The 17,283-nt window shown below is 55.9% G+C and carries 11 protein-coding genes; 4 read left to right on the top strand and 7 right to left on the bottom strand.

Going from position 1 to position 17,283, the window contains the following annotated elements:
* Positions 1-44: 44 nt before the first annotated feature.
* The 3 genes from AC1Z1G_RS13175 to AC1Z1G_RS13165 all read right to left on the bottom strand — a co-directional run bounded on the left by AC1Z1G_RS13175 (position 45) and on the right by AC1Z1G_RS13165 (position 4,746).
* Complete coding sequence (locus tag AC1Z1G_RS13175) at positions 45-1,448, bottom strand: aminotransferase-like domain-containing protein (RefSeq protein ID WP_483627565.1); 1,404 nt, start codon at positions 1,446-1,448, stop codon at positions 45-47.
* 118 nt (positions 1,449-1,566) lie between these two features.
* The gene (locus tag AC1Z1G_RS13170) at positions 1,567-3,045 is read right to left on the bottom strand and encodes a hypothetical protein (RefSeq protein WP_483627563.1); all 1,479 of its coding nucleotides are present in this window, start codon (positions 3,043-3,045) and stop codon (positions 1,567-1,569) included.
* Between the two features lie 678 nt (positions 3,046-3,723).
* The gene (locus AC1Z1G_RS13165; RefSeq protein WP_483627561.1) at positions 3,724-4,746 is read right to left on the bottom strand and encodes a zinc-dependent alcohol dehydrogenase family protein; all 1,023 of its coding nucleotides are present in this window, start codon (positions 4,744-4,746) and stop codon (positions 3,724-3,726) included.
* 263 nt (positions 4,747-5,009) lie between these two features.
* Here AC1Z1G_RS13165 and AC1Z1G_RS13160 point away from each other — a divergent pair, with 263 nt between their 5' ends.
* Together AC1Z1G_RS13160 and AC1Z1G_RS13155 are read left to right on the top strand one after the other, a co-directional pair.
* Positions 5,010-5,924, top strand: coding sequence for a LysR family transcriptional regulator (locus AC1Z1G_RS13160; RefSeq protein ID WP_483627559.1), 915 nt, complete (start codon positions 5,010-5,012; stop codon positions 5,922-5,924).
* A 465-nt stretch (positions 5,925-6,389) separates the two neighbouring features.
* Positions 6,390-7,988, top strand: a complete 1,599-nt coding sequence (locus AC1Z1G_RS13155) for a hypothetical protein (RefSeq protein ID WP_483627558.1) — start codon at positions 6,390-6,392, stop codon at positions 7,986-7,988.
* Positions 7,989-8,302: 314 nt separating this feature from the next.
* Here the strand turns inward: AC1Z1G_RS13155 and AC1Z1G_RS13150 are convergent, their stop codons facing one another.
* Together AC1Z1G_RS13150 and AC1Z1G_RS13145 are read right to left on the bottom strand one after the other, a co-directional pair.
* Positions 8,303-9,409, bottom strand: coding sequence for an HNH endonuclease (locus AC1Z1G_RS13150; protein WP_483627556.1), 1,107 nt, complete (start codon positions 9,407-9,409; stop codon positions 8,303-8,305).
* Between the two features lie 123 nt (positions 9,410-9,532).
* Positions 9,533-9,814: a hypothetical protein gene (locus AC1Z1G_RS13145; protein WP_483627554.1), complete on the bottom strand. Its 282-nt coding sequence runs from the start codon at positions 9,812-9,814 to the stop codon at positions 9,533-9,535.
* 366 nt (positions 9,815-10,180) lie between these two features.
* On the opposite strand from AC1Z1G_RS13145, the gene AC1Z1G_RS13140 reads away from it, so the two are divergent.
* Both AC1Z1G_RS13140 and AC1Z1G_RS13135 read left to right on the top strand, forming a co-directional pair.
* Positions 10,181-10,858 (top strand): DUF5710 domain-containing protein, encoded by a 678-nt coding sequence (locus AC1Z1G_RS13140; RefSeq protein ID WP_483627552.1) that lies wholly within the window; start codon positions 10,181-10,183, stop codon positions 10,856-10,858.
* Positions 10,859-10,949: 91 nt separating this feature from the next.
* On the top strand, positions 10,950-13,544 hold the full coding sequence (locus AC1Z1G_RS13135) for an AAA family ATPase (RefSeq protein WP_483627550.1): 2,595 nt from the start codon (positions 10,950-10,952) through the stop codon (positions 13,542-13,544).
* 409 nt (positions 13,545-13,953) lie between these two features.
* On the opposite strand, the gene AC1Z1G_RS13130 is transcribed toward AC1Z1G_RS13135, so the two are convergent.
* Both AC1Z1G_RS13130 and AC1Z1G_RS13125 read right to left on the bottom strand, forming a co-directional pair.
* On the bottom strand, positions 13,954-16,170 hold the full coding sequence (locus AC1Z1G_RS13130) for a TonB-dependent receptor (protein WP_483627548.1): 2,217 nt from the start codon (positions 16,168-16,170) through the stop codon (positions 13,954-13,956).
* Between the two features lie 115 nt (positions 16,171-16,285).
* A complete protein-coding gene (locus AC1Z1G_RS13125) occupies positions 16,286-17,281 on the bottom strand; it encodes a siderophore ABC transporter substrate-binding protein (protein WP_483627546.1) in 996 nt (331 codons plus the stop codon).
* Between the last annotated feature and the right edge of the window lie 2 nt (positions 17,282-17,283).

Below are 17,283 nucleotides of genomic sequence, written 5' to 3'. Positions count from 1 at the left end.
GTGCGATGCTATCTATCCCCTGTGCTCAAGGAAGTTTTTTGCACTCATCCATCGATCAATTCCAGCCGCAAGGCGTCAGCCAGAATTGTCAATGCACCGTCGAGATCATGCTGGCTACCGAAGCTGTGACTCAAACGCAAATGTTGTGAGTGCAGCCCCTGCAAGCTGAACAATTCTCCTGGCGCGATCAGCACCTGCCGTTTGAGCAAGCGCTGAAACACCCGGCGTACATCCACCGGCCGCGACGCGTACGCCCAAATCGTCGCCCCCCCTTGCGGCGCCAAAAATTGAAGGGATTCGCCAAACCGCGCGCGCAGCATCTGGGTCACCATCAGCATGCGCTCCTTCAGTAAACGACGCAGGATGTGCAGGTGCTGATCCAGTCGCCCACTGGCGTACAACCGGGCGATGGCTTTCTGACGGATCGGCGACAGCCGAAACGCGCGCAGCAAGAAATGCCGTTGCAACTCCATGCTCAACTGGCGTGACAGCAGGTACCCATAAGGCGCTTCCGGGCCAATGAGCTTCTCGAAGGTTGAAAAAACGATCAGCCGGTCCGGGTCAAGCAGGTCTCGAAAGCGCTCACCGTTCGACTCAAACGCCAATTCACCATAGATATCGTTTTCCAATACCCAGCAGCCGTGCTGCGCCAGCAGTTTTGCCGTGCCTTCTCTCTGCTGGAGAGACATTGAACGACCTGTGGGCAGGTTGATCGCCGATGAAACCATCATCAGGCGTATCGGCTCCAGCCTGAGCAAATCCGCCAGGGCTCCCAGATCGAAACCGCCATCGGATTGCAGCGGCAACTCGATCACGTGGACGCCGGCCGTTTGGAGCAGCCGCAAAATCGCCCAGTCACAGGGTGACTCCACTACCACTGTCGCTTCCTTGAGGTCGAGCACGGCGATCAGGATTTCCAGCACGCCCCGCAGATCAGCGCCGATGTAAACGTCATCGGCGTGCCAGCATCGCGCCGGCGACGAGGTGTAGCGCGCCGCCAGCGCGGCGCGTAATTCCAGTTCGCCGCAAGGTTGTGAATGCGGCAGAGGGTGCCGTGGGTATTGGCGCAGCAGTTCGCGTTCCAATAGCAACAACGGGCTGTCCAGCGACAACAGGAGCGCCGGCTCATCGGCGCTCAGTACCAGCATGTCCGGACGCCTTGCGCTGACATACACGGTTTCAAGCAGGTCATTGCCACTGCTGAGGGCTGCATTGAAGGCCACTGGCAGCGCGTAGTAACCCGATTTGGCGACGGAATAGACCCGGCCTTCTTTCTCCAGCAACGAGTAGGCATATTGAATCGTCGAAATCGACACATTCAGGCGTTCCGCCAAGAGCCGTAGCGACGGCAATTTTGCCTGGGTGTCGGCGTCGGCCTCGTTGATCAGATTGACCAGATATCGGTAGACAGCCTGGTAAGCAAAGTCGGTTTGTCGCACTTCTTTCATTGCACCGTACCCATCACAGCGCACGCCACTGACACCTCAGAACCCTGCCCATTCAAAAAGGAAGGCGCCAGCAAGACCCGCGCCGTGTCCTGGATGGGCTCCGTCACGCCAGGCACCGTCAACGCCTCGCGGATAAATCGCACAGTGCGGCACGTTCCGCAGGCGAACCCGGCAGCGACTGGGGGTCGCGGGGTTCATCCGCCTGATACTCCCCGACGTCCGGCACCGAGCGCATACCATACAATGTGCTGACCAGGCTGGCCGAGAGCCCGCTGACATCGACAATCCATTGCATGACCTGTTCCGGGGCCGGCTTGCCCTGCAACGCCCGGTGCAACTCCGGCATCGCCACCAGCATGCCGGGATGGCAGCGACGCAAGAAGGGCTCCAGGCCAGCGCCAGCATCCACAAACGGTGAAAACAACAGGCACACCAGTTGCACTTCATTGACCCCCAGCGCGTGCTGGGCCTCAGTGGTCGCTGTCATGCGCCATTCACCTATCCGCGATGCATCGCCATAGAGCTCTTGAGCCTGCTCACACAGGCGCTCGGGCAGATTTTTGCGACGCATCATCACCAGCATTCGCTGCATGTACTCGGTAAAACCTGCCTCGTAGGCCTCTCCCTGAACGTAGCTGGCCTGCAAACCGTGAAGGTGGGCGGACAACAACACGCTGACGTACTCGTTTTCGTTGCAGTGGCTGGCCATCTCGTCAGGTTGAAAACCGAGGAAGTCGGTGAGCAGCGGCCAGCGTTCTTCCATATTGCCCACCACCAGGTCCTGGATCCCCATGTAGGTGGTGCTACGCCTTGACGCGAAACCTGCGGCCGGTTGCCAGCCCTCCTGCTCGCGCTCGGCATAAAGCCTGCGATAGCAATCACCACCGAACTCGTCAAGCAGGGTGAACAGCCCCTCGTAACCGGTCATTCCAGGCAGGATGATCGGCAAGCCGACCTTATGCGCCACGCGAGTCACACGGCCGAGCACCTGTTTCTGCTGGCAGGACGTATCGCTGCTGACAAACGCGTCGACACCGCCCTCCCATCGCGCCAATTGCCCGAGGCATTCAGCCATGGCCAGGTCACAATCGTCGAATCCCTCAAGCGGCCCTTGTGCGGGACGCAGATGGCCGATCATCAGCATGTTCCGGCGGTTCTGGTCATGGCCCGCCACAGACTGCGGATTCGAATGATTGAAGGGTGTTATCTCGCGCCCGTCGACCATCAGCACTTCAACGCGCGGGTCGTCATAGACGAACAAGGCGACATAGCTGCGATGGATATTACCGAGGGTGACCGTCGTCGTGCCGTTCAGGCGCAGGGTGGCAACCCTCAGCTGGAAGGTCGCGGGTGCCCTGCCGGCGATACTCAGCTGCGCGGCGCGTAGAAAGGCCAGCGTGTAACAGCTGTCCCGGGTGCCGGAATAAGCCACCATGACTTTAAAGTCGGCGATACGCTCGATACCTCCGGCCGTCACGATCAATCGCTGAATAAGCAATTGCAGTGCCGTGCGCTCGGCCCGGGAGAAGAAACTCAACAAGCGATGCAGTACTTGCTGGTAGACGTAGTTCATCGCTTGGTCATGGATGGCGCTCATTATTGCTTTACCTGCGTTCATAAGTCGGTATCAAACAGGTGACCACTTCTACCGGGCCGCCCGTGATGTTTAGGAATGAAGAGTTGAGTTACGTCCGTCCGCGCTATCAAATGCTAGCATCTAAGTTATTGTCATTATTTGAAACACTTGCCCAGCGCGCATTCCCCCGCACGCATGGCAAAGGCTCAAGAAGCCCGAGATAGAGAGCCAGGATAACTAAATCGAAAATCCTAGGAATAGTCCGACACGGTCCCACATACAGCACTGACGAAAAACAAAGAGCCTGGAGTTATTAACCCGACCCTCAACTAATACTTCACAGGATATTTGTGCGCTTTGTCTTACAGGCGCCCACAAGAAACATGCCTTGCAATCGTCTTTAAATCCGCCGCCAGATGAATACCAATACTCAGGCATGACTCATTCCTTGAGATGAAAGTAATCATTCAATTATCAGGGCTTGAATATTGATTAGAAGATACAGATTCAGGCAAAAAACCAGTTCAGTTACTGAACGGGCGAACTTGGCGAGCTGGAGGGGGCGATATTTTCCGACTCACGGCCGAAAGCGACTAACCGCTGACCTGGAGTCAATGGCTGGGAACGATGGGGTGCTGAAGGCAGGAAAGAGAGGGAATGGCACAGGAACCCGCAAGACGCGGGTTCCTGGTGTCACTATCAGGCAGGTTCGACCTGAAGCGCCACGCGCTCGCGGCATGGGCATTCATCCATGTAGCGATGGGCTTCAACAAACTCGGCAAACGGGAAGACCCGAGTCTTGAGTGGCAGCAGCACACGGTCAGCCGTCAACTGGTTGATGTCGCGCAATGCGCGTTGCAGTGCAACCTGATCCTGAACGATGCCCAGCTCCGGTTTCCCGGTGAAATTGCCGATGCAGTGAACGAAGAACTGGATATTCTTCTGGAACGCGGCGCAGGCCGGGAATGGTGTCTGATTACCGCCCTGCAGACCGTAGAGCACCAAGCTGCCACGCGGTGCCAGCACGTCGCCCAACAGCGACATTTGCGGACCACCCAAACCATCGAACACCACGTCGACGCCGCGATTGTCCGTGAGCTTGTTGATCTGCATCAGCAGGTCCTGCTCCTCGGTGACAATCACCTTTTCGGCGCCCAGCGACAGCAGGTTTTCACGCTCTTCTGCGGTTTTGGTGGCCGCGATTACGCGCACACCCAACGCCTTGCCCAACTGTACAAAGGACGGCCCCGCGCAGTGGCTCGCGTCGGTCACCAGCGCGAATTGTCCTGGTTTGACCCGCGCCAGATCGACGTATGCAAAGTAGGCAATCAGCAAGGGTGTGTAATGCACACTGGCTTCGATCGGGCTGAGCACATCCGGGTAGCGGGTCAGTGCCGAACGCGGCAACACGATCTGTTCACCATACACCGGGTAATCATTGGGGCTTTGTGCCGGGAAACTCGCGACCTTGTCACCGATGTCCAGGTCATCGACACCCTCGCCAAGGGCCGTGACCACGCCGGCCATTTCATGGCCCAGGCCTGACGGCAGACGAGCATGGGAAGACGCCAGGTTCTGGCGCCAGAGTATGTCGTACCAACTGATGCCAATCGCGTCGACACGCACCTGCACTTCGCCCGGTGCTGGCAAAGCTGCCGCATGCTCTTCGCACTTGAGCACCTCGGCTGGACCAAACTTGTGAAAACGGATCGTGCGGGACATCGCAAACCTCGTCAAAGAAACCCCTAATGCCCTGAACTCTATCCGGGCTTTCCGGCCAAGACCATCAGTGGCTATTAATAGTCGACATGCCTGTCATTGATTCCACAGCTCCGGCAACCGCTCACAGAGGAAAACCGAACCAGTATTGTAGGAAAACTGAATTAGCCGGTGCAGAGTACCAGCCTTTCCCCGTAAGATTCATGCCGGCCATTGTTCCCATATGGCCGCTCTCGTCAAGTTTGCTGACTCTGCCAGGACTCCAGATGAATCGTAATGACCTGCGTCGTGTCGACCTGAACCTGTTGATCGTATTTGAAACATTGATGCACGAACGCAGTGTGACCCGCGCCGCCGAGAAGCTGTTTCTGGGTCAACCGGCCATCAGCGCGGCGTTGTCACGCCTGCGCGGGCTGTTCGATGACCCCTTGTTTGTGCGCACCGGCCGCAGCATGGAACCTTCCGCGCGAGCCGTGGAAATCTTCGCCCTGCTCTCCCCGGCTCTGGACTCGATTTCCACGGCCGTGAGCCGTGCGGCCGAGTTCGACCCGGCCACCAGCACTGCGGTTTTTCGTATCGGGCTGTCGGACGATGTGGAATTTGCCCTGCTACCGATGTTGCTCAAACGCCTGCGCGCCGAATCGCCCGGCATTGTGCTGGTGGTGCGACGGGTCAATTACATTCTGATGCCGGGGTTGCTCGCCTCGGGCGAAATTTCCATTGGTGTCAGTTACACCACCGACCTGCCCGCCAACGCCAAGCGCAAAGTGCTGCGCCGCAGCCTGCCGAAGCTGTTGCGTGCCGACACCGTGCCGGGGCCGTTGAGCCTGGACGACTTCTGCGCCCGCCCCCATGCACTGGTGTCGTTTGCCGGTGACTTGAGTGGGTTTATCGATGAAGAACTGGAAAGCCTCGGCCGCAAACGTCACGTCGTGTTGGCGGTGCCACAATTCAATGGCCTGAGTACATTGCTGGCCGGCACCGACATCATTGCCACCGTGCCGGACTACACCGCCGAAGCCTTGACCGCTGCGGGCGGTGTACGTGCCGAGGATCCGCCGCTGCCCGTGCGCAGTTTTGAACTGCACATGGCCTGGCGCGGTTCGCAGGATAATGACCCAGGGGAGCGTTGGTTGCGTTCACGAATCCAGATGTTTTTTGGCGATCCTGAGAGTCTTTAGGTTTCGTCGGGCAGGCTGTTTAGCTGATCATTTTTGCCTCTCCACAAACCATGTAGCTCCATTCACTTCCAGTGGATTGCTACATTAGGGGCACATCTAGGGGCATTCTTTGGATAGTTTGAAAAGGATGCCCCCAGGCTGAGGTTCAACAGCCATCTTCTCGAAAAAGTCATACGCTGCTGCTCCGAAACCGCCGTCGAGCGCTATCCGATCACCTCAGTTTGTAGACTTGAAGCGATCTTCTGGCGCCTCTGAAATCCTGACAATCCCGTCCAGGAGCGCCAACCACAGAGGTCGTTGGAAAAAATAACAGGAGTAACCATGGGCCTGTCCCGTGACAACGGACGCCAAGAAGCTGGTTCGTGAGTTCAAACTTCATCTTCTGGCACGTATCGCTGTTTTGATACTTAGTGAGAAGCTCTCATTTCCCTAGGATGGCGACGAGTTCTCTATAAGGAAATGACCATGCTACCCACCATTGATCAACTGCCAACATTAGGCTTCCTGCACAAAGCCGTATGCGACTGCTTAGGCCTATGGAACAGTGACAACGAAGACCTCACCTTCCACGTATCCGCCACCGAAAAAGAACGTCGCGCCGCGTTACGGCAGGCCTTTAAAGCAGTTGAAAAAGACAACGGTACCTTTGGTTCTCTCGATGACCTTGTAGTCGTCACTGCCCAGCTAGCCCCAAAGGATGCGCAGAAGGTTAAGAAGAGCAGGACGATCCAGGCCTATGTGAATTACCTGTCCAAATCAGACTTTGAATCGTTCGATGAATACTTGGAGTTGAGCCAATACATCCAGACTTTAATCACTGAACGTTACGCACGTTGGAATGTATCCGAATTCGCGATCGACTTTTATATGTCGGCGTTTGCCCACTACCGAGAGTTTGTAAGGGAATATGCTTGCAACACACACAGCCAAACATCCAGCTACCAATGGTTTATCAGCCAAGATCTGAGTGAATTGACGGTGGCGCTCGCCGGCGCAACGTCACAAGGCGATACTTGGCCAGAAGGGGATCAGGACGAACAGTGGCCATTAAGGAGCTTCGCCGACATGGCTTCCAGCATAACCGGTATTTCGCTGCACAAACTTCATCAGTATCACGAGTTTCAGAAAAACGCGCCGCTCGGGGAGCAAGCTTGGAATTGTGATTTCACCTCCCAACTCGTGAACACTCAGTCGAAACAGGTGATCGATCGACTACGTAAGCCTAATCGTGTGAAGTGGGAAATATTTTATCCAACCCTTCAACCGCTGACCTACCAGCTGCCGGAGGCGATCGATGAGAAATCATTCACAGTGCACGCCTTCGCGGCCATGATCGCCCACAACCTCAATATCCATGTGGCAGATTGCGGGCCGTTTGAACGTGAGGCGAAGAGCCGATCGAAAACAGGGCCGGTTGACCTACGTCATGCAATACCTAGCAGCGACTTGCTCGATTTGTTATTCAACGAGTACTCCATCGACGATGAAGCGTTTGCCCAGCAGGCGTCCATGCGTTACCAGGCACAGCTTGACGGTATCAGGAGTTTACCGGGCTCACTGAATAGCGCTGCAGAGATTCCAAACTGCCTGGATCTCGCATATAGGAACGAACATAGGCTGTTTGCGGAAGGCGCCTGGCACATCGCGTCAGGGAGAGTACCGAACTGGATTAACGAATGGAAATTCGCCCGGGATGCCATGTATGCCGGTGACGGCACACGGGCGCTCATGCATTTCAGCGTCGCGCTCGAACAGGCCAAACACAGGGCGGGACCGTTGTTCATCCCTTTTTACATACAGCTATGTGCGTTCAGCAAAACGCAATATCGCCTGCTTTCAGAACGAAAAGAGGAGGAGCTATTCGAGCGCTTCTACGAAAGCTTGGGTAGCAACGCCGCGCTTTACGCAGGATTGGTAGGCTACACCCCACATTTCGTACGAGATCCTCAGACGTTGCTACCCCAATGCACCCTGCCACTGAAGTCGAAGTGGATAATTGGTGAAACCGAAGCGTTGGCTAGAGTCCTGATAGATCGGTTATCTGCGGGTGAGAACCGATCATAAGGAGCCACATCGTAATCAGCCTGCCCTTTCCGCCATGGAAGCTCAGCGACCAAGGCATGATGATCGCGGACAGCTTGGTGCTGTTCACCGACATCTGGTTCTTTGGCCTCACCCTTCATGGAAAGGACTCGGCCCGTGACTCGACGAAACCGTCAGCAAGTATCGCGCGCAAGCCGGCACGGCCGAAAGCGTTAGGGATGAAAGCCCGAAGGGCCGAGCCAGGCGGATCGCCTGGCTCGGTTCACGACAGCCTGTCCGCCGCAGGCGGCACGCACCAACACATATCGCCCCCCCAATAAGAACTATCAACTACGTCAGCATTTATTGTCCTGAAAGACCGTTTCTTCATGATATTTCATATAAGCCACCAGCTCCTTCGGCACAAACCGAAGCGGTTGAGGTAACCCCAAAGCCATTCTATGTCGCTCATCAATACGTTTCGATACCTGCATCCTTCCTTTGCTATCGAAGGTAATCAGCCCCTTGTCGAACAAGGCATCTAAATTTGCCGACAGGAGGAGCCCGTTATTATGATCGAGACGTTGAGTGGAGTCAGAATCCCGCCAAGGAATCACATGAGAGGCACGAAGTATCTCGCTGCACGCCAAACCCGTAACTGAGCAAGCCCTCCCCCAAACCTCCATCAGTTCCTCACGAAACTTTCCCTGTCCACGCCGAGCGTTCGCTGTAGTCAGTACTTCTGTGACAGGCTCCCTACCATCCGATACGTCCTCATCAGTCAGTGGCTCCGACGGTGAACATTGAATCGCATCTACCAGGCGATCCCATCTTTCATTGCGCTGCGCAGCCGGAATGGCATCCATTATGCGACTGACCGTTGGCAAGTCCAGATCGGTGTAGCTGCTGTACATCCCTAGCAACTTGTTCTTCCCGGTGATGGTGCGCGGATCCAGAGTGATCGGCGTGTCAAACCACCAGAAAAACTCCTCCGGACAGATCCAGTTTGGAATCCAGTGCAGGTCTTTTTTCCAGGCTTTCAGAAATTTCTTTTGGTTGCCGTCGTACTGTTTTTGCACATTTGCAACGCACCAAGCTTCTTTCCAGAGTTCATGAAGTGAGAGTTCATCCGAAATACCTTCGCGCTGCTTCTTATGATGGTCGCCGTGCAGACTAAAGGCATTCCCAGCGATCCCGACAAGTTGCTGAACGCCATCATGCGACGCCGTCAGAAAGACAAAAGTCTGCCCGGTATTTTCGTCAGTCGGCGCAGCGCCTAGCCCCTCAGTATGAAACACTCGAAAACGGTTGTTGCCACGTGCCAGGAGCATGCTTGAAGAGTTGTTCCACTCCTCATGACCATATCCGGTCATCTTGGGGAACCCGCTTGTCGCGCGAACGCCAGAAGGTGCCAGGTATTGATTAGTGTTCCAAAAGATAGGTTTCTGAATGAATAGCGCCATGAGCTCCCTCGTCCCTAGTCAATGAAAATTACGCTCAGTTGCGTACTACGTAAACCTTCGAAGCAAGCACTTACCTTGCTGCCTAAGGACGGACCTCAAAGATACCCCCCACGCCTCTACCGCTCACTGAGCATCAAGCGCCTGATTAATTTCAACCATGCAGTCATGCACACGCGTGAGCGCTTCATCGAGATGGACATCCGTCACTCTATCCCCCTGCTCCAGCACACACCGATCTTCCCTGACCAAAAAATGAGCCGAGGCGAAGTACAGTTCTGCCCAGTCAGGTACCGCGTGCGCAGGTTGGGTGAATGCTGGCAATCGTTCAAGCAGCGCCTCGCGATCCGCACCCCGGAAGAATGGGAACACCCCAAACCAGTTGTGTTTATAGACTTTGATCCACACGCCTTCAGGCCAACTGCGTATTCGAACATCCAGATCGTACTGCTGCTTGTCCTTCCTGAGGGCCGGTCTGAGCTCAGGCCGAGAAAAAACTTAACGTCGTGTCCGGGATTAGTTGACCACTACACACACCGCCCTGGCGACTTTCCGCGTAGCGGGCTACGTGTACAGCCTGATTGAAGACCCAACCATTGAGCGCGGTTATGGACCAGCCTCTGACCAAGACAGACCAGCAGGCTACTGCAGCACATCCCTCCATCAGTCTGCTTTGTCGCTCGTTTTCTAGAGTTCTGGGGGTCCCCAACGAGGGCAGAAGCCTCTAGCATGGGATCCAGCGCTTACTGATGACCAATACGTACGGATACAGAAATGGCAAGGATTGATCTGAAGGTCCCCTTCGCAGAGAAAGAAGAAGCAAAATCACTCGGTGCCAAGTGGGACCCGAGCCTGAAGACTTGGTACACCCCCGAGGGTGTTGACATCGGCCCCTTGGCTCAATGGCTACCGGTAACAGAGCACGCGGACCTGGGGCATGGACCAGAATTTTGCGTGAGAGCGCCTTACTACTACGTCATGGAGTCGGTGTCCGACTGCTGGGGCTGCTCCAATTTGACCCGCGTGTTCTCATTCAAGCTGCCCGAGCAACACGAAGAATTCGATTACTACGAGGATGAGGACGAAGATTTCGCGCTCACAAGCAATCTCGGCGAATGGAAGTGCCATGGGTATCGCGGGACGGTCTCCAACGTCGACAGCCTCTCCCCCTTGGTCACGAAGCAGATCTATCACTTCACCACCAAGTTCAAGCAGGCCTACAGCAAAACGGCAGGCAGTCGTTACCTGATGAATCACTGCGAAAACTGCGGAGCAAAGCTCGGCGATTTCTTCATGCACAGCGAACCTGGTGGAGCTTTCTTCCCGACCTCACCACAAGAAGCTCAGCGGGTGACTCTCATCAGAATCAACGAGCGGTTCGACGCCAACTGCAGCGTCGGCTTTGCATCCGAAGATTTTTTCGACTGGATGCAGGTTCGCGAGCAACCCTAATTATCCTATCCAATCCCGGACTGCCCGAGGACCTCACGCGCCTCAGGCCCACCTGCGGTATTGAGTAAAATCAGTAGAAGGCGCTGCATCGATGGCAAGGATGATTCCTGACCACAGACCTTGCGACACTAACAGCAAGGGTGAACGAGATCTCTACACCTGCTTCAAGACGGAGCTACCGGACGACTACGTTGTCATCCATAGCCTTCCTTGGCTCTGCTCCGCTGTGAACAAGGTTGACCCTCAAGCAAAGCCGACCGGAGAGATCGATTTTTTGATCGTCCATCCGGAAAAAGGGCTGCTCGTGCTTGAAGTGAAGAGCGGCGAATACGGCGTTAGGAACAACCGGTTTGTTCACCTCCACAAGCATTACACCATCGATCCCATCGGCCAGACCCGCAACAACGCCCACGGAATCGCCAGGTGGTTGGGGGCCAATCCATCACTTCGGATCCGGATCGGCTACGGATTTATTTTTCCCGACTCCGACTTTGCAGGGAAGGCGACCACGCCAGGAATGTACGACACGACTTCCACTCCCCCACAGCCGCTCTACATCGACTATCGAGAGATGGCGAACGTTACGCAGCGTGTCGTCGAGTTGATGGACTACTGGAAAACCACCCTGGGAAATTTCGACTTAGGCGAAGCCCGCGTCGCTCGCGTCGTTGAATTTCTCACCCCAGAAATCGACGGCAGGCGTGGCTGGGCCAGTCGCATCTTTTTCGACAACAAGCTCTGGCTCCAACTGACAGCGGAACAGAGCACGGTAGTCACGAGGGTGCTAAAGAACAAGACCTCGCTTGTGACCGGATGGCCAGGGACCGGCAAAACCCTGATCGTGATCGAAACCGCTAGGAGACTGGCCGCTCAGAAAAAGAAAGTGCTGGTGGTCTCGTTTAACAACAAGCTCACGGAGTACGTCCGCGCCCAGCTTGCTGACTCGAAAAGCTGCGAAGTGGTGACCTGGCACGGCCTATGTGGGCATGCGCGCAACGCCCTGGGCCGCGCCAGTGAAGCAGGAAGGGAAGATGAGTGGTACAGGCAACAATGCGCACTCGATCTGAAAGACGCCATTGATCAAGGGCGCATGGCCGATTACAGCGCCTTGCTTGTCGACGAGTCCCAAGCGCTCACCCCCTCTTGGTGCGAAACTCTAACCAGCTGGTTCCATAACAAGCCCAAAGCGTTCTTCTGCGACGAAACGCAAGTATTCCCGTACGAACGCGGGAACATCTCCTTGAAGGGCCTTACCGAGTTGCTTGGCGTAAATCCATTTCCACTAACCATCATCCTGCGAATGCCAAAGGCGGTCACGAGCATACTCGAAGAGGTCATGCCCCCTAGCCTTCAACATTCGACCCCAAGGACATTGGAGGATGAGACCGCCGTAGAGATAATTAGCGCAAATCCATGCAAGGAAGCATCTGACATTAGACAAAAACTCATTGACAGCGGAGTTTTACCTGAAGATATCGTAATTTTGATCGCCAGGTTTATATCAAGACAATACATCGACTACTTGATAAAAGAGCGTCCACGTTGCGAAACGATTACGAAATTCCGGGGATTGGAGGCTCCTGTAATTTTGATCCTTGGCGCGGAGCTGCTCGATACAGCCGAGTTATTTAGCGCCTACTCTCGGGCAACGTCAAAATGTATAGCCATATATAATGCTGCTAGTCGTACCTGGTCAGGAAAGGAAGCATTTAGGTCGAGACTTAAGAGCCTCCCCAGCCATCAAGCGACCTTGCAGGATGAAAAAAACAAGCTGCGTATTGATAATATAGTTGCTCGTTCCACAAAAAGAACACCGTTAAATCTCGCTAGCCTTAACCTTTCCTGGGCCGAATCTTGGCGAGCCTGGCTCATAGAAGCAGACGAAGATCAGTCACTGGTGAAAATGTGGATCGCTTATCTGGCACACAAGCTACCTCAGCCCATCTTTTTTTGGCCGAAAAACTCAACTAATAGTTTCCATCTTGCCAAGATCAATCCATCATTGCCAGATTCCGCTGACTCCCCGGACTCGTACTCTCCGCAGAGATTAATGTTCTATGCGTGCAAAGAGTGTGGTGATTTAACACCACACACTGACACCGTCAAAACCATTTGTAAGTTGTGTGAAACAAAGGCAGATAGAACTCCCTATCCAGACAAATCTATCATAGATGAAGTTCTCTTGATGGATGGAGTTGTTTCCGGCGAGCTGTCTAAAGATCGTATTCGTGAGCTGCAACCGAACCTGTCATTGAACATTGCCGCGGCCGCATCGCTATTCCGTGCAGAACAAAAAAAGAAGCGTGAAAACGCGCTAAAAGTTCAACTTCCATCAGGACGAAAGCTCTACTTAATAGCTTTTGCTTTCGTTCAGGCTAGGATCGCCACCTATAAACCGGGAAGCATCATGGAGGCTAATGCCCTTGCGGATGAAATTCATGGGAGGTTCAAAGGGCTCGGTTACATATCGTCAGTAGAGTGGAGAAAGATTTTCGCTAACGCGATGGGCACATTCTATTCGAAAGGCTACATGACCAAGATCGACAAAGGCTTCTACATCCCGGCTGAGGATGACCAGGCACCTGCGCCAAAGAGATACACGTTCGATGAGGATGGCGACACCGATGAAGATACCGATGGCGGCGACCTTGAAGCGCCCCCAGAGAGCGCTCCTGAGGAGGCATAAGCATCCGGTGTTGGCTAACCGCCGCGTAGGTGTGGACTGCCAGGCGCATTCGTCGAGGAACTGCCGGGAGGGTTAAGTACCGGGAATACAAAACCGAAGGCGTATATCGGGTCTCAGAAATCGCCATTCGCAATCGCTGCACACCCGATGCGAATGGGGGCAAAACTGGGGGCATAAATTGTTTTTTTCAGGCTAAAACAATCATTCTAGAGCCAAGTCAAAATGTTCTTTGGCGACCCTGAGAGTCTTTGAAAGGGCCGAGACTCTGCCACAGTCCCATTACGGCCCACGCCGCAACCTGACCTCCTCGGTGATATAGAAATACTGAGCCGTTCGATCTTCTGTGAGACCTGCGGACAACGCTGGGTTCTGGCGGCACGTGCCGCCAGAAGTTCAGGCCCGCATATTCTTAGAAGTCCACCGTAGCGGATAGCTCAAAGGTACGTGGCGCTCCCAAGCCCAAGCTGGACAACAGCGGCGTTCCCCAATAGGCCTTGTTGGTCACGTTGGTGACGCTGCCGCGCAACGTCACCGGTCGACTGGCAAGACGGGTGGCATAGCGTGTGCCTAGATCATAGATCGTGTGCCCCGGCACCGACTGCGAGTTGTCGGCGCTGATGTACTGCTTGGACACCGACGTAGCATTGGCGGTCAGCGTCAAACCTTCGATGACCGGAGCGTCCCATTCGACACCCAGCTTGCCCTGCAGCTTGGGCAAGCCGATGGCCGTATTGCCTTCGTTGATGCCGCCTGCGGCCTTGGTGATCTTGGGGTCGACATGAGCCACGCCCCCCATCAGGCGCACGTCATCCAACGGCGAGCCAAAGAAGCCCCACTCAATACCACGGTTACGCTGCTCGCCACCAAAGGAAAAGATATTGGTGTCCGGGTCGATAACGCTGCTGGGACGCTTGATTTCATACAGGCTGAGGGTGTGGGTGAAGTTACCGAGGTCCACCTTGACGCCGACCTCCTTCTGCTTGGACTTGTAGGGTGCGAACACATCCCCTGCATTCGCTGCCGTCATCGGCGCGGTAGCCCCCTTGCTCAGGCCTTCGATGTAGTTGGCATACAGGGAAACATTGTCGGTGACCTTGACCAGCAATGCCGCTGCGGGCGTGGTTGCGCCTTCGTCATAACGGGCACTGCGCGCCCCGGTGGTGACGCTGAAGGTGTCGGTGAGCACTTGCTGGCGGCGTACACCAAGGGTCAGTTGCACCTGGTCCTCCAGGACTGACAACGTATCCGCCACGCCGTAGCTGGTCAGGCGGCTTTCGGTGTGCGCAATGTACGGAAAGCTCGTGGGCGCGGCCGGGCCCCAGACCGGGTTGTAGATATTGGTCACCCAGTCCGCACCCGGCACCGACCTGCGCCCGTAGTCCTTTTGGGTATCGCCGTAGTGCGTGGCATTCACAGACCATTGATGCTTGATGGCGGCCGTCTGAAAGTTGCCCTTCAAACCAACCTCCCCCGAGGTCTTCTCGAGTTCCATCTTCAATTGGCCCATGCGGGTCTTGAAGTCGCCCGCTTCGTTGAACACGGTGGCCAACATGGTGCCGCTATAGGCGTAGCGGGTCCTGCTGGCGCCGAAGGCCGCATAGGCCATCAGACTGTCACTCAGGTCGTACTCACCGCGCACGATCGCCCCCCGGTCCTTCGTCTCCACGTAAGCCCAGTCGGGGTTCAGCAGGGTGTCGGCCTTGGGTGGTTTGGGCACCGCCACGCCGGAGGCCAGGTTGATCCCGCGGTTCTGCCCGCGAACGCGATCTTCACTTTCATACAGATCGGCGGAGAGTCGAACGCGCTCGCCACGCCAGTCCAGGCCGAGCGACGTCAGTTCGGCTTTCTGCTTTTGATGATTGATTGCACCATCGCCATCACGGTAAACGCCGTTGAAACGGATGCCGAACTGCTGGCTCTCGCCAAAACGCCGGCCCAGGTCCAGATGCCCACCGAACTGCGCATCGGACATATAGGTCCCTGTCAGGCGCGTCAACGGCTCGTCGCCCGCACGCTTGGGCACCAGGTTGACGGTGCCGCCTACCGAGCCACCCGGAGGCATGCCATTGAGCAGAGCCGACGGACCTTTGAGTACTTCAATGCGTTCGTACATTTCTGGCGAGATCCGGTAGTAAGGTGCTACGCCATACAAGCCACCGATCGTCACGTCGCTGATGTTGCTGGCGAAACCACGGATGGAGTAGTTCTCGCTGTAGGTACCGGTCAGGCCGTTGCTGAACACCGCAGGGTCGGTAGCGGCTATGACCTGGGTGATATTTTGGGCCTGACGGTCGGCAATGTATTTTTCCGTGTAGCTGATAGTGCTGAACGGCGTTTCCATGAAGTCCTTGTTGCCCAGCAGACCGACCCGGCTGCCATAGGCCACCTGCTCGCCCGCATAGGTGGCCGGCAGCTCGGAAGGCAATGCCATTTCGCCCTCCACCATCGTTGCAGGCAGTGTCGAGACGCCCTCTTCTTCGTTCGTCATGCTCTCGGCATATGCCGGCAGCCCCGTCACGGCGAGAGTCAAGCCCAGCAGCACGCTCTGCACGGCGGCGGCAGTGCGATTCAAGGCAAATACTGCGCGTGGTGGCGCAATGCGGATGTGAAAATGGCGTTTACGCACGCTATGACTCCGTTCATCTGAGAAGGTGTTTATTGCTTTGAATCTGAATACAAAGAATGTTTTTAATGAGAATCGATAGCTAATAAATACGTGACTGGCCAAGGCCAGGCACGTATCAGTGCTGATAGCCCTTTACGACGTCGTCGATCACCAGTTTCAGGGAGGTCGGGCTGGCGCCGGTCACGTACCAGGCCTGGGCATCAACGAAGATCACCCGGCCGTTTTTCCAGGCGTTGGTCTGGCGCAGCATCGGGTTGCCCATGCTCTGGGCGTCCATCACCGGGCGGCGCTCCATCACCGCCGTGCGGTCGACCACATAGATGATGTCGGGGTTGGCCTGCTGGATGAACTCGCTGGAAATCGGCTGGCCATGCAGGCCGGCTTCGGCAGTCGGGCTGGCCGGTTTCACACCCAGGGCATTGAAGATGAATCCGTAGCGCGACTGCACGCCGAAGGAGCTGAAGGCGCCGTTGTTGTGCAGAACCACCAGGGCTTTCTCGGACCGCCCCTGGGTGATACGCCTGGCCTCCTCGACCTTCGCGTCCAGTTCCATGACTTTCTGGCGGGCGAGCGCCTGCTTGTCGAATACTTGCCCCAGGGTCAGGAGGTGATCCCTGATGACTTCGATATGGCGCGCCTCGCTATCGCGGTAGTCGACATCGAAATGAATCGTCGGAGCCATCTCGCTCAACTCTTGAAAGTGGTTGGCCTGCAGCGAGGTGATCAGTATCAGGTCAGGCCTGGCCCCATGAACTCGCTCCAGGTTCGGCTGCACAATCGAGCCCAGATCCTCGACACTCGGTGCAGCCTTGTAGCTGGCGAGAAAATGCGGGACGAAATCCTTCGGCATGCCCACCACAGGCACACCCAACTGGTCGAGAAAATCGACCTCATTCATGTCGAGTGCGACCACGCGTTGTGGCACGCGCTCGATTACGGTAGTGCCCAATTGGTGTTGCACCGTGACCGGCGCGAAAGCTGCCTGCCCTGGCTGCACTACAGGGGCAGCCTGTGATGGCCCGGCAGGTTTCTCATTGCACCCTTGCACTGCGACAGCCGCGGCGATCAGCAGGGCCAGCGACCAGGACCGGGGTTTGTGATGGGAGGTCATTT

The organism is Pseudomonas sp. JL27(2026) (assembly GCF_056933555.1).
Note: the sequence above shows the minus strand (reverse complement) of the source record. Positions and strands in the feature narration are given on the sequence as shown.